This is a genomic window from Winogradskyella psychrotolerans (assembly GCF_018860545.1).
GTDB classification, from domain to species: Bacteria; Bacteroidota; Bacteroidia; order Flavobacteriales; family Flavobacteriaceae; genus Winogradskyella; species Winogradskyella psychrotolerans_A.
In genome coordinates this window covers 23,800-47,519 of record NZ_JAHKPN010000007.1, presented here as the reverse complement: position 1 = coordinate 47,519, position 23,720 = coordinate 23,800, and the positions used below count along the sequence as shown (strand labels likewise).

At 33.1% G+C, this 23,720-nt stretch carries 24 protein-coding genes and 1 pseudogene; 14 read left to right on the top strand and 11 right to left on the bottom strand.

What is annotated here, in order from left to right:
• Window positions 1–41: 41 nt before the first annotated feature.
• The 4 genes from KO515_RS02815 (at window position 42) to KO515_RS02805 (ending at window position 2,993) form a co-directional block, all read left to right on the top strand.
• Window positions 42–1,058, top strand: coding sequence for a TlpA family protein disulfide reductase (locus KO515_RS02815; RefSeq protein ID WP_215934868.1), 1,017 nt, complete (start codon window positions 42–44; stop codon window positions 1,056–1,058).
• Between the two features lie 252 nt (window positions 1,059–1,310).
• Window positions 1,311–1,442, top strand: coding sequence for a hypothetical protein (locus KO515_RS18860; RefSeq protein WP_289846259.1), 132 nt, complete (start codon window positions 1,311–1,313; stop codon window positions 1,440–1,442).
• 299 nt (window positions 1,443–1,741) lie between these two features.
• A complete protein-coding gene (locus tag KO515_RS02810) occupies window positions 1,742–2,374 on the top strand; it encodes a DUF6891 domain-containing protein (protein WP_215934867.1) in 633 nt (210 codons plus the stop codon).
• 169 nt (window positions 2,375–2,543) lie between these two features.
• Window positions 2,544–2,993 carry a hypothetical protein gene (locus tag KO515_RS02805; RefSeq protein ID WP_215934866.1) on the top strand — a complete coding sequence of 150 codons (450 nt, stop codon included), beginning with the start codon at window positions 2,544–2,546 and terminating at the stop codon, window positions 2,991–2,993.
• Here KO515_RS02805 and KO515_RS02800 read toward each other — a convergent pair.
• Window positions 2,990–3,769: a tryptophan-rich sensory protein gene (locus KO515_RS02800; protein ID WP_215934865.1), complete on the bottom strand. Its 780-nt coding sequence runs from the start codon at window positions 3,767–3,769 to the stop codon at window positions 2,990–2,992. The genes KO515_RS02805 and KO515_RS02800 overlap by 4 nt on opposite strands.
• 240 nt (window positions 3,770–4,009) lie before the next feature.
• Here KO515_RS02800 and KO515_RS02795 point away from each other — a divergent pair, with 240 nt between their 5' ends.
• Both KO515_RS02795 and KO515_RS02790 read left to right on the top strand, forming a co-directional pair.
• Window positions 4,010–4,576, top strand: coding sequence for a hypothetical protein (locus tag KO515_RS02795; protein WP_215934864.1), 567 nt, complete (start codon window positions 4,010–4,012; stop codon window positions 4,574–4,576).
• A 101-nt stretch (window positions 4,577–4,677) separates the two neighbouring features.
• Window positions 4,678–6,456, top strand: a pseudogene (locus KO515_RS02790) (ABC transporter ATP-binding protein).
• Window positions 6,457–6,492: 36 nt separating this feature from the next.
• Here KO515_RS02790 and KO515_RS02785 read toward each other — a convergent pair.
• The 4 genes from KO515_RS02785 to KO515_RS02770 all read right to left on the bottom strand — a co-directional run bounded on the left by KO515_RS02785 (window position 6,493) and on the right by KO515_RS02770 (window position 10,018).
• Window positions 6,493–7,215, bottom strand: coding sequence for a hypothetical protein (locus KO515_RS02785; protein WP_215934863.1), 723 nt, complete (start codon window positions 7,213–7,215; stop codon window positions 6,493–6,495).
• Window positions 7,216–7,244: 29 nt separating this feature from the next.
• On the bottom strand, window positions 7,245–8,003 hold the full coding sequence (gene yaaA / locus KO515_RS02780) for a peroxide stress protein YaaA (protein ID WP_215934862.1): 759 nt from the start codon (window positions 8,001–8,003) through the stop codon (window positions 7,245–7,247).
• A gap of 422 nt (window positions 8,004–8,425) precedes the next feature.
• Entirely contained in the window at window positions 8,426–9,460 is a 1,035-nt protein-coding gene (locus KO515_RS02775) for an RluA family pseudouridine synthase (RefSeq protein ID WP_215934861.1), read from the bottom strand.
• A 9-nt stretch (window positions 9,461–9,469) separates the two neighbouring features.
• Entirely contained in the window at window positions 9,470–10,018 is a 549-nt protein-coding gene (locus KO515_RS02770) for a PASTA domain-containing protein (RefSeq protein ID WP_215934860.1), read from the bottom strand.
• A gap of 172 nt (window positions 10,019–10,190) precedes the next feature.
• Here KO515_RS02770 and KO515_RS02765 point away from each other — a divergent pair, with 172 nt between their 5' ends.
• Window positions 10,191–11,168, top strand: a complete 978-nt coding sequence (locus KO515_RS02765) for a D-alanine--D-alanine ligase (protein ID WP_215934859.1) — start codon at window positions 10,191–10,193, stop codon at window positions 11,166–11,168.
• Window positions 11,169–11,229: 61 nt separating this feature from the next.
• Window positions 11,230–11,688: a pantetheine-phosphate adenylyltransferase gene (gene coaD, locus KO515_RS02760; protein ID WP_215934858.1), complete on the top strand. Its 459-nt coding sequence runs from the start codon at window positions 11,230–11,232 to the stop codon at window positions 11,686–11,688.
• Between the two features lie 77 nt (window positions 11,689–11,765).
• On the opposite strand, the gene KO515_RS02755 is transcribed toward coaD, so the two are convergent.
• From KO515_RS02755 to alaS, 5 genes are all read right to left on the bottom strand, one after another.
• Window positions 11,766–12,503: a hypothetical protein gene (locus KO515_RS02755; RefSeq protein WP_215934857.1), complete on the bottom strand. Its 738-nt coding sequence runs from the start codon at window positions 12,501–12,503 to the stop codon at window positions 11,766–11,768.
• Between the two features lie 48 nt (window positions 12,504–12,551).
• Window positions 12,552–12,743 (bottom strand): response regulator transcription factor, encoded by a 192-nt coding sequence (locus tag KO515_RS02750; RefSeq protein WP_354668262.1) that lies wholly within the window; start codon window positions 12,741–12,743, stop codon window positions 12,552–12,554.
• 64 nt (window positions 12,744–12,807) lie between these two features.
• On the bottom strand, window positions 12,808–13,758 hold the full coding sequence (locus KO515_RS02745; RefSeq protein ID WP_215934855.1) for a GSCFA domain-containing protein: 951 nt from the start codon (window positions 13,756–13,758) through the stop codon (window positions 12,808–12,810).
• Between the two features lie 50 nt (window positions 13,759–13,808).
• Entirely contained in the window at window positions 13,809–14,186 is a 378-nt protein-coding gene (locus tag KO515_RS02740; protein ID WP_215934854.1) for a GxxExxY protein, read from the bottom strand.
• Between the two features lie 174 nt (window positions 14,187–14,360).
• The gene (gene alaS, locus KO515_RS02735; RefSeq protein ID WP_215934853.1) at window positions 14,361–16,976 is read right to left on the bottom strand and encodes an alanine--tRNA ligase; all 2,616 of its coding nucleotides are present in this window, start codon (window positions 16,974–16,976) and stop codon (window positions 14,361–14,363) included.
• A gap of 219 nt (window positions 16,977–17,195) precedes the next feature.
• On the opposite strand from alaS, the gene KO515_RS02730 reads away from it, so the two are divergent.
• From KO515_RS02730 to KO515_RS02705, 6 genes are read left to right on the top strand one after another with little or no spacing between them, the layout of a single operon-like run.
• The gene (locus KO515_RS02730) at window positions 17,196–18,167 is read left to right on the top strand and encodes a M23 family metallopeptidase (RefSeq protein ID WP_215934852.1); all 972 of its coding nucleotides are present in this window, start codon (window positions 17,196–17,198) and stop codon (window positions 18,165–18,167) included.
• 1 nt (window position 18,168) lies between these two features.
• Complete coding sequence (locus KO515_RS02725) at window positions 18,169–18,498, top strand: MerR family transcriptional regulator (protein WP_215934851.1); 330 nt, start codon at window positions 18,169–18,171, stop codon at window positions 18,496–18,498.
• Between the two features lie 11 nt (window positions 18,499–18,509).
• Window positions 18,510–19,106 carry a LemA family protein gene (locus tag KO515_RS02720; RefSeq protein WP_215934850.1) on the top strand — a complete coding sequence of 199 codons (597 nt, stop codon included), beginning with the start codon at window positions 18,510–18,512 and terminating at the stop codon, window positions 19,104–19,106.
• A 12-nt stretch (window positions 19,107–19,118) separates the two neighbouring features.
• Window positions 19,119–19,556, top strand: coding sequence for a TPM domain-containing protein (locus KO515_RS02715; RefSeq protein ID WP_215934849.1), 438 nt, complete (start codon window positions 19,119–19,121; stop codon window positions 19,554–19,556).
• Entirely contained in the window at window positions 19,556–20,380 is an 825-nt protein-coding gene (locus tag KO515_RS02710; RefSeq protein WP_215934848.1) for a TPM domain-containing protein, read from the top strand. Before KO515_RS02715 ends, KO515_RS02710 begins: the two co-directional genes overlap by 1 nt.
• 49 nt (window positions 20,381–20,429) lie before the next feature.
• Window positions 20,430–20,939, top strand: coding sequence for a TPM domain-containing protein (locus tag KO515_RS02705; RefSeq protein WP_215934847.1), 510 nt, complete (start codon window positions 20,430–20,432; stop codon window positions 20,937–20,939).
• Here KO515_RS02705 and KO515_RS02700 read toward each other — a convergent pair.
• Window positions 20,936–23,716: an outer membrane beta-barrel protein gene (locus tag KO515_RS02700; protein ID WP_215934846.1), complete on the bottom strand. Its 2,781-nt coding sequence runs from the start codon at window positions 23,714–23,716 to the stop codon at window positions 20,936–20,938. The genes KO515_RS02705 and KO515_RS02700 overlap by 4 nt on opposite strands.
• Window positions 23,717–23,720 lie beyond the last annotated feature (4 nt).

Below are 23,720 nucleotides of genomic sequence, written 5' to 3'. Positions count from 1 at the left end.
ATATTTCAGGACGAGACATTATAAACAAACCTTGAACTAATATGAAACAAACAATTGCACTATTGATATTCGCTTTCATTTTTGGTTGTAAATCTGAAATAAAACCAAATAAAATTGATTTATCCGATATTAATCTGATAATAAAAGCCGACACTAAAATTGATAGTGTTTGGATTTCTAATATTGGACAAACAGAAAGTTTCTTTTTACCATTTAAGGACACAATTAAAGTAAACTTTAAAGAAAAATTAAATGATTTATATAATATCGATTTTTACACAGAAAATGGAAGAAAATCAAATCAACTTTGGTTAAATGGAGACAATGTAATTGTAAGTGGAAAACTTAACAAAAAATTAGAAATCGATACAATTCTAAATTCCGAATTATATTATAAGTCTATCAATTTTTCAAAAAACTATCGTGAATTAACTCAAAATAAAGCTGATAGCATTACAATTGACAACTTTCTTCTTGAAAATATTAGACAAAATACCCAAAGTCCATTTTCATATAATATTGCAAGCCCATACATATACAGAAATCAGAATGACCAAGCCAAGATTGGAAAACTATTTGATATACTTTCAACCCAAAGCGATACTTTAAAAAATCATTTTATAAGCATTCACGGAAAAATAGAAAACATATTAAAGGTAAATTCTTTAAATACGGGAGATTATAAGTTTGCGAATATTGAGAATGAAATGTCATCAATTGAATTGGAAAAATCAAAAACATATCTTCTTGATTTTTGGTTCATTAACTGTCCGCCTTGTATCAGAGACCATAAGTTGATTTCCAGAAAATTGGATTTACTTAAAGAAAAGAATGTAGAACTAATTGGGATTTCTACTGACCGAAATCACTCTGACTGGAAAGAATATCTAAAAAAACACAATTACAACTGGAAAAACTTCAGAGAAATTGACTCTCTAAAAAGAGTTACAAAAGATATGGCAATATGGTCTTTTCCAACGTATTTGTATTTAAATAATAATGGAGAAATCAAAGGAAGATTTAATTCGTTTGAGAATTTTGAAAAAACATTAGAATAAATAACTGTTTACAACACCGTGTATAATTAATTGCTTTATTCTTGCTTACTTGCGAAAATTCCTGCGGAATTTTCTCTGGTCCGTAAAAGTTTGCTAAATTAGCTACCCAACCACGCAACAAACCATATACAAACTCGTTGGCAATAATATCCAAGCAGAACGCTGAAAAAAAAATATACTGAAAGAATAAACGATAAAATGAAAAGGCACAAATTTAAAACATCCAAAAAATTAAAAACAATACATCGTAAAATGATAGTAAATTTTGGTGCGGAAAACATAAGATATGAATACGAACATTATTATTTCGATATCCAAACGGAAAAAGTAGAAAGTGTACAAGCTCATTTTAAGAAAATTGGATTAGTGTTGTTAGAAGTTTAACTGAAAGTATCTAAAATAGATGCTGGAAAACAAATAAACATAATGCCGAAAATTTTTATGTGTTTTTATAACAATAAAGAATTTTAATAAATCAATTCGATAGATTGAGAAAAACCGAACTGACTGTTGAAAAAAGTATTTCGGAATTATTAATCGCTTGGTTCTAGACTACTTGCGAAAATTCCTGCGGAATATTCACAGGTTCGTAAAAGTTTGCTAATTTAGTTGCTCAAACACGCAACTAACCATACACAATCACATTGTGTAAAATGTAAAAAACCAACAAATTACACTAAAATATGACACAAGAGATCAAAGACGAAGCAATTGAACAACTTGAAAAAGATATACTTTTTGGGTTTGAAAATGAAGATGATTTACTTGAAAGTATATGTGGAATGTTTTATGACGAAAGTGATTTCGATGAAAAATGGTTAAAACGAGAAATCGACATCAGATTAAAAAAACATCAAGCTGACAGCCTAAAATGGGAAACACCAACCGATTTTGATAGATTGGTAAAATCCTTTGATGAACTCAATAAAAATAAAATCATTTCGCTTCACAGAGCTGGTTATACGAAAAGCGACGGAGAAGAAGATGCTGCTGAAATTATCGCCGAACTGAAAGAAAGGGGAATTAGCGTTAAAGGCTATTGCTATTATCATACACAAGATTTAGAAAGAGCAATTGGAGAAGAAAAAATGCTATTTATTGGTTTTGATAGTTATAATCGTGATGATAAACTTGCAAAAGAAGTGGCCGAAAAAATAATTACTGTATTAACGAAACATGGATTTAGCACAAGATGGAATGGTTCAATTGAGACTCGCATTGCGATTCTAAATATTAATTGGAAAAAAGCAGTTGATAATATCGACTATAATTATGGTCGCGTATTTGAGATTTTCGAAAAGTACCATACACCATAAAAGCGCAATATTGAGAAGGAGAATAAAAAGCCATTTTGCAACATACAGTAGAAGAAAGCACTACACTTCACCGAATAGGAGCTATATTTTTTCAGCATAATTCAATTTTACCCTGCAGCCATAGTTCAGAGAAGACCATATCTCACTCTTTTACCTCTCGATTGAATAAATGAAAAAATTAATATTCCAATTCACCTTACCTTTAACTTTAATTTCTTTTGGAATTATAACAAAGTGGTCGTACGGAATTGTAATTGACGATAAAGAGGTTTTCTTTTACGGATTTCCGATGATTTACAAATGTGAAGGGTTTCACACATCATTATCTACCCAATATTTTCTAACAGAAATGGTAATTAACTTATGCACCTATTTTCTGTTTTGGCTAGTTATAACACTCCTCCTAAATCGAATTTGGAAAATCAATATTCCGAAACTTTTTACGAAAATATTTTGGATAAGCTACACTGCTTTATTTTTAGGATTTATTTATATGACAAATGTTTTAGAAGACCGTTATTCTTATCATCGTGATTTTGAAATTGACATATTTCACAGTGGAATTTCAATTTTTGAAACCCATTCCACTGACAGAAACACCAAATTATTGAGCGACTAAAGCTTCTTAAACGGACTAGTTTCACGGTTTTTAAAACCATGAATAGAACTACTAATTACTAAAATAACGGCGCTAATAAAAGCAATATACATTATAGTATCGTGAGACAATTTATTAGCATTACCTATACCAATTAAAGCCCAAGCACCAACTAGGGCAAACTCACGCATATTTCTTTTCCAAGTAATCACCAAATTAATCGCAACTGCAATTGTAATCATTATAATCGTCCAAGTTACAGCAGACAACTCAAACCCCTCCCAACCTATTTTAACTAAATACGTAGAGACATTAGCAATACTTGCCACCGTAACCCAACCTGAATATATTACAAAAGGCCACCAAACAAACGCGATAATTGGCAAGGGTTCATCATCTAATTCCATTCGGTTGTTAATTACAATCTTCAATAATGAGAATAGCAATAGAAATATAAAAACACAAGACACAGCGGTATATTCATAAATCCATGCAAATACCCAAAGTGAATTAAATAGACAAGACAGCATAAACCACCAACCTGTTTTTAGAACAAAATCGTCATTTTTAACTTTTACGAAAAGACTTCTACCTTGATAAATAGCAAATCCTAAAAGCATTATATAAATCAATCCCCAAATCGCAAATGTATAACCTGCTGGTGTAAACAATGAATCATAACTATTAGAGACCTCACCAATTGTTGTATTATTTAGGAGTCCTGTATTGGACAAGTAATTAATAACAATAGCTGCTACTAAAGCGACACCATTTCCTATTTGTAATGTTTTTTTCATAATTAATATTTTCACTAAAATAGTAAACACGGAAATTCAACGTATCTTTTTTAAGTATATATTTAACTTAAAAAAATAAATCTGAAAGCAGAATTCAATTTTGCCAGAATCTTTATCTAAATTTTTAAATTTCAAACGTATTCTGTGAACACGTTAAGCAAAACACTTAACTTTAAGCGTAATATTTTGTCTAAATAATGAAAAGGCATTTCCCGATTTGAATTAAAAAACCGAACAAACATGAAAATACTCTTCTATCTTTTACTTTTCTTTCCTCTATATATTGTATCACAAGATCAAACTAGTTCCGAACAATTTTGGCAACAACTTGAAGCACATTGTGGCAATGCTTACGAAGGTGAAATTACAGAAGGTGGTAAAGAAGGTGATGGTTTTACAGGTAAAACATTAGTAATGCATGTGCGCTCTTGTGACACAAATACAATTAGAATTCCTTTTTTTGTGGGCGACGATAAATCGCGTACTTGGGTTTTAAAAATGAATGATAACAAGATCATAAGCTTAAAGCACGATCATCGTCATGAAGATGGTACAGAAGAAGAATTAACGCAATATGGTGGTACAAGTTCTAATCATGGCTTAGCCCATTTGCAAATGTTTCCTGCTGATGCACATACTTCAAAAATATTGCCAGCAGCCGCTACTAATATCTGGTGGTTTACTATTGACGAAACGAGTTTAACATACAACCTTCGCCGTCTCGGAACCGACCGTTTGTTTACGGTGCGTTTTGATTTAACCAAAACGATTAAAACACCAACGGCTCCTTGGGGAACTCAAGATTAATTCTAATAGATAAATGCGACTAGATTTTACAACGTCTACAAACCAATTAAAATTTCGATTACATTCCTATTATGGCTAAAAAATGGAAAAAAGCATCTAACATCAGTTTATTTCAACTGTTTAAAAAGCTATTTAGTTACATAAAACCTTATAGACATTTAGTCATCGCGACTTTAGTGTTAACCCTTGTGGGTGCTTTTCTCGCTCAAGTAAATGCGCTGATCCTAAGATATGCTGTTGATGAGCTTACTGTAATAAAAGAGCAGAACAAAACGCTACAAGATGGGTTTACCCTATTAATCACTATCAGTGTCATTTTATTATCAAAAGAATTGATTTATGCCATTGTGCAATTCGGACAAAAATTCTACGGAGAAAAGATGAAAATCTATATTTCTCGTGATTTTGCACAACAAGTCGTCGATAAAATTCTAACCTATAAAATGGCGTTTTATAGCTCTTCAGAAAATGAAAGTGGCAAACTCCAAACCCGAATAGATCTTGGAGTATCAAGTCTTACACAATTGGTTAAGAATTTCTTTATCGACATTTTACCTTTATTTACAACCGCTATTATTGCGTTGGTTTTTATGTTTCAAGCTAATTTTTATGTCGGATTAGTGAGTCTTGGCATTATCCCATTATTTTTTTAAATCAGTAGTTTACAAGCCAAAAAATTAAAAGGGTTTAGACGTACCATGCGAGGTTTTAGAGAATCTAGAAACAATGGTATTATCGATTTAATTAATTCTATAACCGTTATTAAATCGTTCACAAGAGAGCATTTGGAAAGTGAAAAACATGAAGTCATACAACTAGATATGACAGAAAATCAAATGAAAACCCGCCAATTAAGCTTTTTATTTGATGGAGTAAAAACCTTTACAGAACAATTTGGGGTTGTTATAATCATCGTCTTAACAGCTTACTTTGTTTTAAACGGAACCATGAGTATTGGAGCTATTATGTTTCATATTTTATTGTTCAATAATGTATCTGCTCCTATACGTCAATTGCATAGAATTTATGATGAAGTAAATGATGCTTCAATTTATTCGGAAGCATTTTTTGACATTATGGACGCTGATGAAACAGAATTTAGTGGCACCTATATTCCTGAAAAAGTCATTGGGAATTTTGAACTAAAACATGTTGATTTCGCCTATCCAAATGGTACAAAAGCACTTTTTGATGTATCCATGGTTATTAAGCCAAATACCATAAATGCTATGGTTGGTTTAAGTGGAGCCGGAAAAAGTACCGTAGTTAACCTTTTGGATAAGTTTTACGAACCGTCTTCAGGTACCATTCTTTTAGATGGTGTGGATTTACAAGAGTATGATACGCTATGGTTGCGCGATAATATCGGATTGGTTTTACAAAAAAACCACATTTTTAATGGCACTATTGAAGAGAACATTTTATATGGAAAAGAAAATGCTTCACATGATGAAGTTGTTGAAGCAGCCATAAAAGCCCATATACACGAACAAATTATGGAACTCCCTGATGGCTATAACTCCAAAGCCACTTTACTTTCTGGAGGCCAAAAACAACGAGTTTCAATTGCGCGCCTATTTTTAAAGAACCCACCAATTATTTTCCTAGATGAACCTACGGCAAGTTTAGATGCCATTGCCACGCAACAGATTAAAAAGAGTTTAGATTCGATTAAAAAAGGGAGAACCGTAATCATCATATCCCATAGTATTTCACAAATCATAGATGCTGAAAACGTCATCGTTTTAGAGAAAGGAAAAGTTATGGAAGAAGGTACTCATGAAGAATTGTATGATAACGAAGGGGCTTATCACGATATATTTAATGCTATGGCAAATAGCTTAAATATTGATAAAATTACGGATACTATGAATGAATAATCTAATGATTACAACTAGATTCTCATGCTTAGTAAATCACTTGAGCGACGCTAATACACGCTCAACCTCAACAATAGTCGCACCGTAAAGTTTTCGGTTTGGTTTTGTTAAACGTTTAGATTCTATAGAGATTTCATTTAACAACGCTTTACCATCAGCAATTCTGTTATTCTCTATGTAAAACTTAGCAAGCGCTAAACGTTCTACATAATTAGAATAGGGTCTGTCTATATCTTTTAATTGGGCTTCTGCTTCATCGGGTTTACCCAATTCGTTTAAGGCTAATCCATAACAAAATTGTTGTTTAGACCCTTTAAATTCAGGAGTAGATTTGATGTATTCGGCTTGTTTTATCACCTCAGCATAATCTTTGAGTTGAAAATAACATCGTATCAGATTTTGCCGAGCATACAAATCATCTTGAACTATATCTTCTAATGTTTTCTTATAGTTTAAAATGGCGTTTGGAATATCGTTATTTGCAAAATAGGCATCTGCCAATGCCATCCGATTCGTGTACGTATCAACAAATGCTAGCTTTTTTTCTAAATCCTTTATCTTTTTAGTCGGGTTAAGAACCGTTGTAATCTCTTCCTGAATTTTTTCTGCATCACTCTTATTATATACTTGCGTAATAATGTAAATTAAAGAACCGATAGCCGGAATAAAAAATATGAGAAAATACCAATAATAAGGCTTCCCGTTTTTATAAGCATGATACAAACAAAATACTTGAACCGCTATTAGTAAGTAATACATAAATTAAATTTGGTAGTTTTAGGGCTGTTCTATCTTGTAAAAACTAATTCATTTTCCGAAGATAATTCTTCACTAAAACCGTAGTTTTCGTAATTAAATCCTTTTATATCATCTAAGGTTTTTGCATCTGTATCAATGATATATCTTGTCATTAAACCTCTTGCTAATTTAGCAAATATGGCGATGATTTTATACTTGTCATTTTTAAATTCTTTAAAAGCTACATTTATCACTGGTACTTTTAAAGTTTTGGTGTCAATAGCTTTAAAATATTCCTGACTTGCTAAATTGAGGAAAATTTCGTCATCTTCCAATTCTTCATTTAAAGCTTTTGTCACTTTATTCTGCCAAAATTCATATAGATTTTTGTTTTTACCAACAGGCATTTTAGTTCCCATTTCTAAGCGGTAAGGTTGAATTAAATCTAAGGGTTTTAACACTCCATATAATCCTGATAGAATACGAACAGTATCTTGAACTTTGTCTATTTTTTTGGTATCAATGGTATAGGCATCTAATCCTCTATAGACGTCACCACTAAATGCATAAATAGCTTGCCTAGCATTGTCTTTTGTAAACGGTAATTCCCATTCTTGATTACGCTCAAAATTCAATTGTCCTAAATTATCTGAAATATGCATTAGTTTAGATAAACTTTTTGCTGATTTCTTTTTTAATTTTTTATTTAAGCGGTCTGCTTCATCTAAAAAAACACCTTCTGTCGTTTTAGACGTTGGTAATTTAGTATCGTAATCTAAGGATTTTGCTGGTGATAGTACTAGTTTCATAGTCAACTTCCTGCGAAAGCAGGAATCTCATTAAAGGTTAAACAATTTTCTCTTTCAAATGTAAAAGTACGACCTAAAAGAAAGAGTTTCAAATATTAGTAAGAACTAATCTTGATACTGTTATAGTGAATTTCTATCTGTAATATACAACTATCAAAATCAACATAACTTAACGGATTCCTAAAGTGCTCATCTATGGCAATTACTATTGAATTAGTACGCGTTAAGGATGGAAATGGCATTCTTTTTTGAGGCACGAAAAAAAGATATAATGGACAGCCTGCTCATTTTTTCCTGCACGGTTTTAAAAACTCTTGTAGGGTTATAAAAATGAAACGCCCAAAATATAAATATTAAACTAGGCTTAAAATAATGTCCGTAAAATACGACATAGAGATTCCTGCTTTCACAGGAATTGGGTGTTAATCCACGTGCTTAGCATAATGCCTCCACTTTTCAATACATTGTGCTATATCTTCAGGAATCTCAGATTCAAATCTCATAAACTCACCTGAAGTGGGATGCACAAACCCTAGAGTTTTAGCATGCAAGGCTTGTCGCGGTAAAATCTTAAAACAGTTGTCTACAAACTGCTTATATTTTGTAAATGTAGTTCCTTTTAAGATGCGTTCCCCTCCGTAACGTTCATCATTAAAAAGGGTGTGACCAATATGCTTCATGTGTACACGGATTTGATGTGTACGGCCCGTTTCGAGCTTACAAGACACTAAAGTAACATAGCCCAAACGCTCTAATACTTTATAATGTGTTACGGCTGGTTTTCCTTGTTCTTCTTCATCATCTAAGAATACGGTATTCTGTAATCTATTTTTTGGATGACGGCCAATATTACCTTCAACAGTACCTTCCTCTTCTTCCATATTTCCCCAAACAAGTGCCACATACTCACGTTCACTTGTTTTTTTAGCAAATTGACTAGACAGGTGAGCCATAGCCTCTTCGGTCTTAGCAACCACTAACAAACCGCTGGTATCTTTATCTATTCTGTGCACAAGACCAGGTCGCTCACTTGAGTTATTGGGTAGATTTTCAAAATGAAAAATCAAGGCATTTATTAAGGTTCCAGAATAATTACCATGTCCAGGATGCACCACCATACCTGCTGGTTTATTCACCACAAGCAAATCATCATCTTCATAAACCACATCAATAGGAATATCTTCAGCAATTAGAAGATTTTCATGAGGAGGATGTTCAAACTTAACCGTAATGTAATCGTTAGGTTTTACTTTATAATTCGATTTTACTGGGACATCATTCACAAAAATACTACCGTCTTTTGCCGCGGCTTGTATTTTATTACGTGTGGCATTCTCAATAAAATTCATTAAATATTTATCGATACGAAGTGGCTGTTGACCCGCAACAACTCTAAAGGCGTGATGCTCGTATAATTCGTTTTCTTCTTGGTCTGAAATATCAGGAATATTTGGCATTATTTTATATTATAGTTTACCGTTACCTAATACCAAGTCGATCTTAGATGTTAAGGGTAATAAGGTACCTGGTGCTAACGGCTTACCTTTATGTGACATAGAGATAACCCCCTCACCAATCGCATCTTTATAGGTAATTTCACCGATTTCAAATTCTAAAGCTTCCAATTGTGGTTTCGCTTGTCTAAAGGTGCGTTTTAAAATATTTGGCACTTCAACCTTACGGTAATCAGAAGGATTTAGGATTAAATAAATTTTTCTATTTTCCTTTACATGAGCTCCCGCAACTGGATTTTGCTCAATCACAGAATACCTAGGGTATTTAGGATTGTAATTTGCTGAATCTTGTATTTCCATGGCTAAGTCATGATCTTTTAATTCTATACTAACGGTTTCCAATGATTTCCCTTTTAAATCTGGTACAACAACAAATTCACCATGATTGGTAGATACCTTTAACCATTTAAAGGCAATAAAACATATTACGACTAGGGCAACAACGGCTAATGCCAATTGTTTAAAAAACACTTTACTGGTAAGAAACTTTACAAAACTCATATGCTAATAATTGTTGACAAAACTAAGAAATAATAACGACACAAAAATAAAATACGTATGAATAAGAGAATTAGATTATAGAAAATAAATGATACTTTTACACTATAGCTTTTTTTAATTAAAAGACACCCGATTTTTAGGGCATAGTTACTGAAACAAGTTCAGCGTAAAGATGAAGAAAAATATTGCAATTATAATGGGAGGTTATTCTAGTGAATATAAAATTTCCCTTAAGAGTGGTAACGTGGTGTATAACGCTCTTGACAAGGATAAATACAATGCTTATCGCATTCATATTTTTGAAGACAAATGGGTTTTTGTCAATGATTTAGATGAAGAATTCCCAATAGATAAAAATAATTTTTCGGTCTTAGTAAATGAAACTAAAATACAATTTGATTGTGTATTTAACGCTATCCACGGATCTCCTGGAGAAGATGGCTACATGCAAGGCTATTTTGAATTATTAAATATGCCTCAAACAAGTTGTTCTATGTATCAGGCAGCATTGACGTTTAATAAGCGTGACTTATTAGCCACATTACAACCTTACGGTATTAAAACTGCAGAAAGCTATTATCTAAATCTTGGTGATGTCATTAATGAAGATGCTATAGTCTCAAAAGTTGGCTTACCATGTTTTGTTAAAGCGAATAAAGCAGGAAGCAGTTTTGGCATTTCTAAAGTCTATAAAAAGGAAGATTTACAGGCAGCCATAGACAATTCATTTAAAGAAGATAATGAAATTATCATAGAACAATTTTTAGATGGTGTTGAAGTTTCTGTTGGAGTGCTATCGTATAAAAATGAAACTATTGTTTTACCTATAACGGAAATTGTTTCTGAAAATGATTTCTTTGATTATGAAGCCAAGTATGAAGGAAAATCTCAAGAAATTACTCCGGCTCGTATTTCTGAAGATTATGCCAATAAAGTGAGAACTGAAGCCAAAAGGATTTATGAAATTCTTGGCATGAAAGGTTTTTCGAGAAGTGAATTTATTGCTAAAAACAATGAACCTTATTTACTAGAAATAAATACAGTTCCAGGTTTAACAAAAGAAAGTATTTTACCTAAACAAGCTGCAGAAGCTAAGATTAGCTTAAGTGATTTATTTGGAAATGCTATCGAAGAAGCCTTGAGTAAATAATAATTATATTTGAACTTATAATGTTTCCAACATTTATATTGGAGACCACAAAACCGAATAAATGAAACGAGCACTATTCCCTGGATCATTTGACCCTATTACTAACGGTCACTTTGATATTATTAAACGTGGCATAAAATTGTTTGATGAAGTTGTTGTTGCTATAGGTATCAATGCTGAAAAAAAATATATGTTTTCTCTAGAAGAGCGAAAAGCATTTATTGAAGGCACCTTTAAAGACGAACCTAAAGTAAAAGTGGTCACTTATAAAGGTTTAACTATTGATTTTTGTAAAGAAATTGATGCTGAATTTATACTAAGAGGATTAAGGAATCCTGCGGACTTTGAATTTGAAAAAGCCATAGCACATACCAATAGAAAACTATCTAAAATTGAAACTGTATTTTTATTAACAGCTTCTAGAACCTCTTTTATCTCATCTTCTATCGTACGTGATGTTATTAGAAATAATGGTGATTATACCGTTTTGGTGCCAGAAAGTGTTAGAGTAAACCGATAAATTAGAGACATATTATAAAGCACAAAAAACTCAAACCTTTTTAAGATTTGAGTTTTTTTATGCATTATCTTTTGGTTTTATAGCTCGTATATAAATTGAAATGTCACCACTTCCTGATCTACCGACCCTTGATTATAGGTTGTAGAACCATTAGTAGGATAATCACTAGCGTTATAAGAATAAGAACTCGTAAAATCATCAGAAAAAGCTGCACTACTTGTATTAATATAACTTAATATATTATTGGCATAAGTAGCTCTTCCTAGTAATTCAAACACGTTTCTTTGATGAATATTTATAAATGGGTTATTGTTAGAATCATAAGTATAACTGTAATCTTCATCTCCTTCTTCATGCGCTTCAGTTATACGATTACCAAGAACGTCGTAGCTGTAGGTATAGGTATTGATTCCAGCTTCGTCCATTGTTATAGTTCCATCGGAATTATAAGTAAATTCATTGACCTGTGGTGAGCCAGAACCATAGGTATAAGATTCTTTAATTAAGCGATTATTACTATCATATTCTAATTCTGTTTCAGCCTCTAGAACATCATCTTGATATTCTTCAATTGTAGTTAATACATCATTACTGTAAATAAAAACTTCACTGTAACCATCAGAATCGGAAACTTCAATCAACTTATCATCTAAGTAGGTGAAATTTGTAATTAACTCTTCCCCCTCATAAGTTTCAATTATAATTTTCAGAAAAACTCCATCAGAAGAAGGATTGTCAATGGTCTCGGATGCGTCATCTGAGCACGAATTAAAAATTAAACCAAAGGTGCAAAAAATAAAAATTAGCTTTTTCATATTGTATTTTATATTTAAACTACGAAAATAACAATAAACAAGGAAACTCTAAAAAAGATTATTACGTCTGGCCTTCTGTACCGCTTCAAGTTTATTATGCAATTGTAGTTTTCGGTATATATTTTCAATATATTTTCTTATCGGCCCTGTAGAAAGAACGAGATTATCCGCAATCGCATTATAACTTAAGCCTTTACTCATTTGTTCTAAAACGTCGACTTCGAGATCGCTTAGTTTTATAAATACTTAGTTTCAATTTTTAAATTTATCATCGTAGATTTTATCAACGCAACAATTGAGAACTCTAGAAAGTAATATGTGGAAACTTTATCTGTAACTTCGCTTTTTTATCTTCTAGTTTTTGAAGAAATTTTTGATGTGCTTCAGATGCTGAATTAAATGGTTTATGTTGAAGTCCTTTCTGAATGGTTTCAACCGCATCCATAGTACCCGAAGTCGTTTCCGAAATCCAAACGTTCTGAAACTTTTCCCAAATATAATCTATAGCAGTTGGGTTAGGATGAATCATATCTTCAGCATAATAGCGATAATCGCGAAGCTCGTCCATTAGAATTTCATAAGAAGGAAAATAATTGTTTTGATGTCTAGGTTCAACAACCTTATGAATTGCAGCAATTAAATGCGCTTTACTTTGCATATTTTCCACAAAGCCATCTTTAATGTGTCTTACTGGTGACACCGTAAAAGTAAAATTCACATTGGGATTAATATCTCGCACTAACGTGATAATTGCTTCTAACGATTCTGTAATTTCTTCAATCGAAAGCAACTCTTTTAAAAACTGTTTTTGTGGTAGTTTTTGGCAATTGGCAACAATTTTATCGGATGCGATATACCTATAGACCCAACTTGTTCCAAGGGTTATTATGACATGACTTGCATTAATGAGTTGATTGCAAGTCGCATCTATTTGAGAATTAAGAGTTTCTAATAAGTCTTCTTTAGAGGCAATATTTAATTTAGAATGCACATCTAAACAGCTCCATTGTTCATTATGAAAGTGTAAATCGTCTTCAGAATAATAGTCTTTATTTATGGAACGAGTAATTAGTTGTTCAATTGCTAAAGGATGAAATAATATTCCGAAAGGGTTGACCTTAGATTGAAACTTGAAATAGTTGAACTTCTCTCCAATATTTTCTGAAAAGCATGAGCCGAGTAGTAAAATCTTAGAGTTGTAATCTATTTGATTATGTTGCTGTGGTGGCAATGGTATTTCTGTTAGTAGCTTCATGTTTTACTCGCAAAGGCGCAGAGGCGCAAAGATTTTTTAGAACGCATAACCTATAAATTGTTAACTATTCTCGTTATTCCTGTCTTTATTAAAGGACTATTAAAATTAATCAATAGGCCTAACTTTATTCCTGAAAGTTTTAGGTATGTTAATAATTGCTTTGGATGAACGGGGTGAATTTCTTGAACAGATTTAACCTCTATAATAACTTTATTCTCAACTATTAAATCGGTTCTATAATTTAAATCCAACTGCTTTCCTCTCCAAGTTACAGGCAAAGGTTTTTGGCGTTCAACCATTAAACCTTCATTTTTTAATTCCTGATATAAAATTTCTTCATAAATAGATTCTAATAAACCTGGACCAAGTTCAACATGAATGTGATAACAAACATCGACTATAATTCTAGATATATCGTTTTCTATCATTTTTTATACATTTTCTCGCAAAGCCGCAGAGTCGCAAAGATTTATATGAACTCAATATAACTTTTTTTCATTACGCCAGGGAGTCTTCTCCCGAAATACTTTTTGACTTTACATGCTCTCGCAAAGCCGCAGAGGCGCAANNTTGCGCCTCTGCGGCTTTGTGAGAGATATTTTTTACACTAAATATCCCTTAGCAGCCTCCAAAGCAGCTGTAATCCCATCAGGATTTTTACCACCTGCAGTGGCAAAGAACGGTTGGCCTCCACCTCCACCTTGGATGTGTTTACCTAATTCTCTAACAATGGCACCAGCATTTAAACCTTTGCTAGCTACCAATTCCTTAGAAATGTAACACGACAAAATTGCCTTACCATCATTCTCCGCACCAAATAATAAAAATAAATTATCAAACTGACTACCTAATTCAAAACAGACATCTTTAACACCAGAAGCATCTAAATCTAATTTTTTAGCTAAGAATTGAATGCCATTGATTTCGGTTAAGTCACTTTTAAGTTCCCCTTTTATATTTTTCGCTTTATCTTTTAAAAGGCCTTCAATCTGCTTTTTTAAATCGGAATTCTCTTGTTGAAGCTGCTCTAACGCTTTTACAGGTTCTTTTGCATTGTTCAATAAGCCTTTCATTTCGATAAATGCTGCGTTATTTTCTGAATAATAATCTCTTACAGATTTATTTGTTATCGCTTCAATTCGTCTAATGCCTGCAGCAACAGCTCCTTCAGACACGATTTTAAAATGCCAAATATCTGCCGTGTTTTTTACATGAATTCCACCACATAATTCAATAGACTTCCCAAAACGAATGGTTCTTACCGTATCTCCATACTTCTCTCCAAACAATGCCATGGCTCCTTCTTCAATCGCTTTTTCCATTGGTATATTTCGCCCTTCTTCTAAAGGTAATTTACCTTCAATTCGTGCATTTACAAAATCTTCTATTTCTTGTAATTGCTCAGGTGTTACTTTTGAAAAGTGTGAAAAATCAAAACGTAATGATTTAGGTTTTACCAAAGAGCCTTTTTGCTCAACATGCTCGCCTAAAATGGTTCGTAATGCTTGGTGCAATAAATGTGTTGCCGTGTGATTGCTTGACGATAAAGCTCTGTGTTCACTACTTACAACGGCTTTAAAACTTTCGTTAATATGTTCTGGTAATTCTTTTACTAAATGAATAATAACGTTGTTTTCCTTTTTGGTATCCAAAATAAAAACGACGTCGCCATGTGTGTCTTGCAAGAATCCTTTATCTCCTATTTGACCTCCGCCTTCAGGATAAAATGGTGTTAAATTGAAAACCAACTGATACATTTCTCCTTCTTTTTTTGAAGTCACTTTTCTATATCTCGTAATTTTTACATTGGCTTCCTCAGTATCATAACCAATAAATTCTTCAATATCGTCTTCTTTTATAACCGTCCAATCTTCCGTAGAAGTTTCACTTGCCGAACGCGATCTATCTTTTTGTTTTTGCAAATGATCTTTAAAACCTTTTTCGTCTAATTTCAACTGCTTTTCAGATAAAATTAAAGCTGTTAAATCAATTGGAAAACCATAGGTGTCATACAATTCAAATGCCTTTTCACCAGAAACGGTATCTCCTTTAGTATCTTCAACAATACGATTTAGTAATACCAAACCTTGATCTAAGGTTCTTAAAAAAGACGCTTCTTCTTCTTTAATGACGTTTTCAATTAATGCTTTTTGAGCACGTAATTCAGGAAATGCCTCTCCCATTTTTTTGCTCAACACATCAACCAAACGGTATATAAATGGCTCTTTTTTATCTAAGAATGTAAACCCATATCTAACCGCTCTTCGTAAAATTCTACGAATAACATAACCAGCACCTGTATTACTTGGCAATTGCCCATCTGCTATAGAAAACGCAACAGCCCTCACATGATCTGAAATTACACGAATTGCCACATCTGCTTTTTCATCTTGCCCATATTTTTTACCCGTAATAGTTTCAACTTCGCGAATAATTGGAGTAAAAACATCCGTATCATAATTAGATTGTACACCTTGTAAGACCATACACAAACGCTCAAAGCCCATGCCTGTATCAATATGCTTATTTGGTAATGCCTCTAAAGATCCATTGGCTTTTCGGTTGTATTCCATGAAAACCAAATTCCATACTTCAACCACATGCGGATGATCCATGTTAATCAAGGTATTTCCATCCACCTTTGCTTTCTCTTCTGCCGAACGAATATCTACATGAATTTCACTACAAGGCCCACAAGGACCTTGGTCTCCCATTTCCCAGAAATTATCTTTTTTATTGCCTTTTAAGATACGGTCTTCAGCAATATATTGCTTCCAAATATCGTAAGCTTCAGTATCCATTCCTAATTGATCTTTATCGTCACTGCCTTCAAAAACCGTCACGTATAAAATATCTTTATCAATTCCGTAAACCTCTGTCAACAACTCCCATGCCCAAGCAATAGCTTCCTTCTTAAAATAATCACCAAAACTCCAGTTCCCTAACATTTCAAATAAGGTGTGGTGATAGGTATCGTAGCCCACTTCCTCTAAATCGTTATGCTTACCAGATACACGCAAACATTTTTGAGAATCTGTAATTCTATTTTTCTTTGGTTCTGCGTTTCCTAAGAAGTACTCTTTAAAAGGTGCCATTCCAGAATTAACAAACATTAATGTAGGATCATCCTTTAATACCATAGGTGCAGAAGGAACAATAAGATGTTGTTTTCCTTCAAAGAAATTTAAAAATTTAGATCGTATGTCTTGAGACTTCATATTTTAAAATTAGAGCTTGTGTTATTAAATTAACGCAAATGCAAAACATTTTTTTATCTTTACTCACCAATTTTTATTTTAAATTTTGGTGTTTGTGAACCTACAAATTATTCACAATAAAATACAATGTAATATTATTTTTGTAGGTTTGAACGTTACGCTAATAAAAGATGCTTGGTTTCTACGCTTATTAGCTGCAAAAATAGCATAAATTCAAACATGGCTAAAGTAAAATATTATTATGATTCTGAAACGCTTTCGTATCGCAAAATAAAGCGTAAGAAATCGACAACGGCGAAGTATGCTGCTTTATTTCTAACGGCCGCAGGACTATTTGCTTTATTAATGATTTTCATTGCTAGTCAATATATTGAGTCCCCTAAAGAGCGACAATTAGCAAGAGAATTACAAAATATGGAACTGCAATACGAATTGCTTAGCAAACGTACAGATGATGCATTTGCGGCTTTAGAAAATGTTGAAGAGCGCGACAATGCCATCTATAGATTATATTTTGAAGCCAATCCCATACCAACCGAACAACGTAGAGCAGGATTTGGAGGGATTAATCGCTATAAAAAATACGAAGGTTTTGGTAATTCTGAACTTATCACAGAAAGCTATAAACGCTTAGAAGTTTTAGAAAAAGCAATTGTTGTACAATCAAAATCTTTAGATGAAATTGCAAAACTTGCTGAAGATAAAGAGAAGTTTTTAGAAGCCATACCTGCGATTCAACCTATAAGTAACGAAAACTTAACACGAATGGCATCGGGTTACGGTTATAGAACGGATCCATTTACAAAGGTTAGAAAATTTCATTACGGCATGGATTTCACGGCTCCGCGGGGTACACCTATTTATGCTTCTGGTAATGGGGTCATAAAACGTGCTGATAGCCGATCTACTGGTTACGGCAATCATATTAGAATCGATCATGGTTATGGTTATATTTCATTATATGCCCATTTATATAAGTATAATGTTAAAGTGAATCAACGCGTAAAACGAGGGGATTTAATAGGTTTTGTGGGTAGCACAGGGCGATCTGAAGCTCCACATTTACATTATGAAGTGTTTAAAGATGGTGAACGTATAAATCCTATTAATTTTTATTACGGTAACTTATCCGCTGAAGAATACGATATATTACTGAAAAAGGCGTCATTAGAAAACCAATCTCTCGATTAAGATGCATATAGATCTACCAGAAAAACGTTATTACGGTATTGGTGAAGTCGCCAAAGCCTTTAAGGTCAATGCCTCATTAATTCGCTTTTGGGAAAAGGAATTTGATGTCTTAAAGCCAAAAAAAAACGCAAAAGGCAATAGAAAATTTACTCCTGAAGACGTTAAGAATCTAAAGTTCATTTACCACTTAGTAAAAGAAAGAGGGTTTACTTTAGAAGGAGCAAAAACGCATCTTAAAGAAGAAAAAAAACAAGCTTTAGAGAAATTTGAAATTATCGAAAAGCTAGAAAGCATAAAAGCACAACTTAACAAAATTAAAACACAACTTTAAAACTAATTATTATGAAAAAATGGCTAATTCCTGTAATTATAATTGCAATCATCGGATTCGGTTTTTATTCTTGGGGAAAAAACTTTAATAATACAGCTGTAACACTTAACGAAAACGTAAAAGAAGCTTGGGGAAATGTCCAGACATCTTACCAAAGACGAAATGATTTAATCGGAAATTTAGTAAACACGGTTAAAGGAGCCGCTGATTTTGAAAAAAGTACTTTAGAAGCTGTAATTAAAGCAAGGTCTGAAGCTACTAAAACAACCATTGATCCATCTAATATTACACCAGAACAACTATCTCAGTTCAATCAAGCTCAAGGTGGACTAAGTAGTGCTTTGTCTCGTTTATTAGTAACCGTAGAACGCTATCCTGAATTGAAAGCGAATCAAAATTTCTTAAAATTACAGGATGAATTAACGAGTACGGAAAACACGATTCAAACCGCAAGGACACGTTATAATGAAAAAATTAAACCATATAATGTTCATGTTAATACATTTCCAAATACAATTTTAGCTGGGTTTTTAAATTTTGATGAAAAACCTTATTTTGATGCAGAAGCAGGAGCTGAAAAACCTGTAGATGTAGAATTTGATTTTTAATACATAGAAACGATGTCTAAACTTGAAGATTTTCTTAGTGCGGAAGACGAACAGGAAATCGTTGAAGCCATTAGGATTGCAGAAAGTCAAACCTCTGGGGAAATTCGCGTACACATTGAACAGGAATGTGATGGCGATGTTTACGAACATGCCCTAGAAGTTTTTCATGATTTAAAAATGGATAATACAGCACAACGGAATGGTGTATTAATCTACATCGCAGTTGAAAATAAATCATTTGTTATTTGTGGTGACCAAGGCATTAACAATATTGTAGGTGCTGATTTTTGGAATTCGACTCGCAACAAAATCGCTGCACAATTCAAATCTCAGAATTTCAAACAAGGTATCATCGAAGGCGTAATAGAATCTGGCAAATCATTATCGAAACACTTTCCGTGGCAACACAATGATATTAACGAATTGGATAATACGATTTCAAAAAGCTAATGCAAAGTATTAAACTTATCATATTAACCCTTTTTATAAGCTCAGTAACAAGCTTCAGCTTTACTGCAAATGCCCAATATAACATTCCTGATAAACCGGATTTTATTCCTCCTGTAATTGACAGCACCAAGGTTCTGAAACAATACGAGTTTGATAATCTTTCTCAAAAGTTACAACGCTACAGCGATAGTACATCTACGGAAATTATTGTTGTCATAATCCCAACAACGAAAGGAGAAAACATAGGCTTATTAGCTCCAAAATGGGGACAAAAATGGGGCATTGGACAAGCCGAAGAAGATAATGGAGTTTTTATATTACTCGCTAGAACTGATCGTGACATATGGATTTCACCTGGTTATGGAGTGGAAGATAGACTTACTGCTGGTATTGTTGGTGAACTTACTCGAAATATCATTATTCCTGAATTTAGAAATGGTGATTATTATAAAGGCCTAGACAAAGGAACCGATGCCATATTTGATATATTGAGTGGTGCTTATAAAAACAACAGAACACCATCTTCCAATGGTATGCCTATTGAAATGATTATCTTTTTATTCATCATATTCATCATTTTTGTCATTGCTATTTCTAAAACACGTGGTGGTGGAAATGGTGGTAATAGAGGAAACCGATCTGGCACAGGAAGTCTACTCGAAGCCATTATTTTAAGTAATATGGGTCGCGGAAATTATTCACGAGGTTCCTCTTCCGGTGGATTCGGAGGTGGTTTTGGTGGTAGCTCCGGTGGAGGCTTCGGTGGCGGAGGCTTTGGAGGAGGTGGTGGTTTCTCTGGTGGTGGAGCTGGCGGAAGTTGGTAATCTTATATTTCAGCTATCCTTGAATTTTATTCATTTTTAATACGTATCCATGCGATTAAAACTCATAATTTCGATATTTATTTTTCCTGTTTTGCTTTTAAATTGTAAACGAAAACAGCCTGAAACCTCAGCAATATCCACATATATTCCACTTAATCCATCACAACAACGGGTTGTAGATGCATCTCATTTATTCTCAAGTAGTCAACAAGATTCTTTAATTGATAAAATTATTCAATATGAAACTGAGACCACAAACCAAATTGCTATTCTCACCGTAGACTCGTTGCCTCCACTTACTACAGCTCAAGCTTTTGGTACTGACGCTGGAAACTCTTGGGGCATTGGAACAAAAGAAAAAGATAACGGCCTAATTATAACCATTTCAAAATTTGATAAAGCGGTTGCTATTTCAACAGGAACCGGAACAGCACAATCGATTTCAGATTATGAATGCCAAGTTATAATTGATAGCCTTATGCTTCCGAAGTTTAGGTCTAAGAAATACTATTTTGGAGTAGATAAAGCTTTAGATGCGTTAATTCTACATTGGAATTAATCCATAAAGAAAACGCCTCCATCATCTGTTTCCCCTTTACTTCCCAAGCTATTAAACTTATAACTTAGACTTAACATAAAGTATTGCCTTAATACGGTACTTTGCTTATCTTCAATGTAATCTTGTGTTGCTATTCGCATCGCGTTAGTATTTTGATTTAACAAATCGTATACTTTTAATGTGACCACAGCCTTATCATTAAACATACTATAGGCTAAAGTTGAGTTCCAAAACCAAGCACTTTTCTGAAAACCATCGGCAACATTAGGATTGTAATTAAAACTCACGTCATTTCGCCATTCAAAGTTTTTAGGTAAAAAAGTTGCTGTTCTAACTCCTGCATTATGACTTGTAAATTGACGATCATCAAAAGCCTCAATATCATATGCCGTATTAGTAAAACTTACCTGATAATAAGGTTTAAATTCAAATACTTTATCCCATATAAAATCTATGCCTAACCGTGGTGAAATTCTATCAGACTTACTTGCATATTTAACATCGTTATTAAAATTAATACTTTCAGAGATATTATAACTTGCTCTCAACTTCAACTTAATTGTTCGTAAGGTATCAAGCTTAATATCTTTATTATAGTTTAACCAAGATCCTATATTATAATTCCCATTAACGTTAACATAAGTCGTTGTTCGTTTAAGTGTTTCTTCATCTACAGTAGTTTTTGCCACCACTTGATTATTTGAAACACTAGCATTGGTGCCTACATAAAAGCCTGTACCTTTTTGCCAATCAAATGCATTATATCCCAAATAAAAACTATGATTATTTGAAGGTTCTAAATTAGGATTACCAATGATTGTTTGAAGTGGATTTGACACATCTTCGTAGGCCTGAAGTTGTCGTAATCCTGGCGGCTCATTATCTAACCAATAATTAACATAAAAGGAAGACTTAGGACTGAACCTATAGCTTATATACGAGTTCACTTCAATATTTTCAAAATTGCGCTCTACATTAAATGTTGGTCGTAATCCATCTTGATTTTTTAAAGTTCTTATATTATAACCTAAATCGAAACTCGTAGATAACTTTTCTCCTCGATATGATAAGCCTACGGATGGAATACTTCTATTATCTGTATACTGAAAATCGGTACTTAAATCGGTATTAAAATCTGTAAAACCCTGCGTGACATCATTATAATCATAAGTGCTTTCTTTATTATTATCTTTATCTCTAGCGTATTCATAATCTAAATTCAAAAAGAATTTTTTAGTTATTAAGGGTAACCTATACGATAATTTTGTTGACACACCATAACTGTTATTCTCTCCATCAGTAAACTGATTTCTATCTATAACTTCTGGATTACTTCCAAAAACCTCTGTATTCGAAGTTAAATAGTCATCGCTATCTTGTTGATTGACACTCGTTTCAATCTCAGCCTTAATAAAAGCTCCACGACTTCCTAAACGTTTAGTAATAGAGATGTCATTAGAAAACCGTTTTATATTACGTTCTACATTTGAGTTGACATCAGATTGATTGGTTAACAACAGATCTTCATCTAAGGTTTCTTCATTACTATTATAAAGTGTTCTAGATGTAGTATAACCAAAAGACGGCTCTATATTAATTTGAAAGGTAGAATCGGTTTCAATCTCAAACTCCAAATTAAAAGAATGGTTATCCGTATCGTTATTTGATCTTGAATCTGAATTGGTAAAATAGCGTGAATTAGATAAAATGGTTTCACGTTCAGATGACGATTCATTTTCAGAGTTACTCGATGAGAAGAAATAATCTGCAGATACATCGGTTTTTTCGCCAATAACATCTGCATAGTTAACACCTGCATTTTGAGACGTTGTAATCCCTTCTCCTCCACCAAAAGATCGACCATCTATAGTAAAAGAACCATTGCTATCAAAAGATACACTGCCTCCACGACCAAACATTTTTGAGATTTCACCAAAGCTAAACCCAGGTGAGTTTGTATTATTTCCTCCGGCAAGCACACTTACTCTTCTGTCATTATCAAACAAATTCACCATACCTGCGTATTCATAACGGTCATCAGTTCCGGCTCCAGCAGAAACACGACCAAAAACTCCTTTATTATTTTCTTCTTTTATGGTAAGGTTAATGGTTTTGTTTTCCTTGTCTCCTTCTTCGCCTGTAAAAGATTCCGATTTGGTTTTGGTATCTACCACCTGAATTTTCTCAATAATATCTTTAGTTAAATTCTTAGTAGTAATCGTAGGGTCATCACCAAAAAAAGGCTTGCCGTTTACCAATATTTTATTTACCGGCTTTCCATTAACTGTAATACCTCCTTCGTCATCGACTTCTACTCCAGGCAATTGTTTTAGTAAATCTTCAACATTTGCATCCTTTTTAGTCTTAAATGATTTTACATTAAACTCTAAAGTGTCTTTCTTAATGGTTATTGGAGCAGTAGATTTTACTAAAACTTCATCGAGTTGGTTATCTAACGGCATTACAATTGCACCTAAATCAATCTGTTCTTTGTCAATTTCTATAACCTTAAAATATGTTCTATAACCCACATAGGATACATAGAAATTTAAGCTTTTATCGTAGGTTGAATTTTCAATTTTAAACTTTCCGTATTTATCAGAAATGGTATATGAAACAACTGAACTGTCCTTAACACGCTCTACATACACCGTTGCAGACTCCAATGGCTGTTCGGTATCTTCAGCTTTAAGTGTTCCTATAATTTCAAATGATTTTTCTTGAGAAAATGATTGTAATGCAAATAAGATTGCAAAAACTAGTGAAAGTTTTTTCATGATG

Coding starts and splice junctions, on each gene's coding strand:
- KO515_RS02815 (WP_215934868.1), top strand. CDS start 42: ATGAAACAAACAATTGCACTATTGATATTCGCTTTCATTTTTGGTTGT.
- KO515_RS18860 (WP_289846259.1), top strand. CDS start 1,311: ATGATAGTAAATTTTGGTGCGGAAAACATAAGATATGAATACGAACAT.
- KO515_RS02810 (WP_215934867.1), top strand. CDS start 1,742: ATGACACAAGAGATCAAAGACGAAGCAATTGAACAACTTGAAAAAGAT.
- KO515_RS02805 (WP_215934866.1), top strand. CDS start 2,544: ATGAAAAAATTAATATTCCAATTCACCTTACCTTTAACTTTAATTTCT.
- KO515_RS02800 (WP_215934865.1), bottom strand. CDS start 3,769: ATGAAAAAAACATTACAAATAGGAAATGGTGTCGCTTTAGTAGCAGCT.
- KO515_RS02795 (WP_215934864.1), top strand. CDS start 4,010: ATGAAAATACTCTTCTATCTTTTACTTTTCTTTCCTCTATATATTGTA.
- KO515_RS02785 (WP_215934863.1), bottom strand. CDS start 7,215: ATGTATTACTTACTAATAGCGGTTCAAGTATTTTGTTTGTATCATGCT.
- yaaA (WP_215934862.1), bottom strand. CDS start 8,003: ATGAAACTAGTACTATCACCAGCAAAATCCTTAGATTACGATACTAAA.
- KO515_RS02775 (WP_215934861.1), bottom strand. CDS start 9,460: ATGCCAAATATTCCTGATATTTCAGACCAAGAAGAAAACGAATTATAC.
- KO515_RS02770 (WP_215934860.1), bottom strand. CDS start 10,018: ATGAGTTTTGTAAAGTTTCTTACCAGTAAAGTGTTTTTTAAACAATTG.
- KO515_RS02765 (WP_215934859.1), top strand. CDS start 10,191: ATGAAGAAAAATATTGCAATTATAATGGGAGGTTATTCTAGTGAATAT.
- coaD (WP_215934858.1), top strand. CDS start 11,230: ATGAAACGAGCACTATTCCCTGGATCATTTGACCCTATTACTAACGGT.
- KO515_RS02755 (WP_215934857.1), bottom strand. CDS start 12,503: ATGAAAAAGCTAATTTTTATTTTTTGCACCTTTGGTTTAATTTTTAAT.
- KO515_RS02745 (WP_215934855.1), bottom strand. CDS start 13,758: ATGAAGCTACTAACAGAAATACCATTGCCACCACAGCAACATAATCAA.
- KO515_RS02740 (WP_215934854.1), bottom strand. CDS start 14,186: ATGATAGAAAACGATATATCTAGAATTATAGTCGATGTTTGTTATCAC.
- alaS (WP_215934853.1), bottom strand. CDS start 16,976: ATGAAGTCTCAAGACATACGATCTAAATTTTTAAATTTCTTTGAAGGA.
- KO515_RS02730 (WP_215934852.1), top strand. CDS start 17,196: ATGGCTAAAGTAAAATATTATTATGATTCTGAAACGCTTTCGTATCGC.
- KO515_RS02725 (WP_215934851.1), top strand. CDS start 18,169: ATGCATATAGATCTACCAGAAAAACGTTATTACGGTATTGGTGAAGTC.
- KO515_RS02720 (WP_215934850.1), top strand. CDS start 18,510: ATGAAAAAATGGCTAATTCCTGTAATTATAATTGCAATCATCGGATTC.
- KO515_RS02715 (WP_215934849.1), top strand. CDS start 19,119: ATGTCTAAACTTGAAGATTTTCTTAGTGCGGAAGACGAACAGGAAATC.
- KO515_RS02710 (WP_215934848.1), top strand. CDS start 19,556: ATGCAAAGTATTAAACTTATCATATTAACCCTTTTTATAAGCTCAGTA.
- KO515_RS02705 (WP_215934847.1), top strand. CDS start 20,430: ATGCGATTAAAACTCATAATTTCGATATTTATTTTTCCTGTTTTGCTT.
- KO515_RS02700 (WP_215934846.1), bottom strand. CDS start 23,716: ATGAAAAAACTTTCACTAGTTTTTGCAATCTTATTTGCATTACAATCA.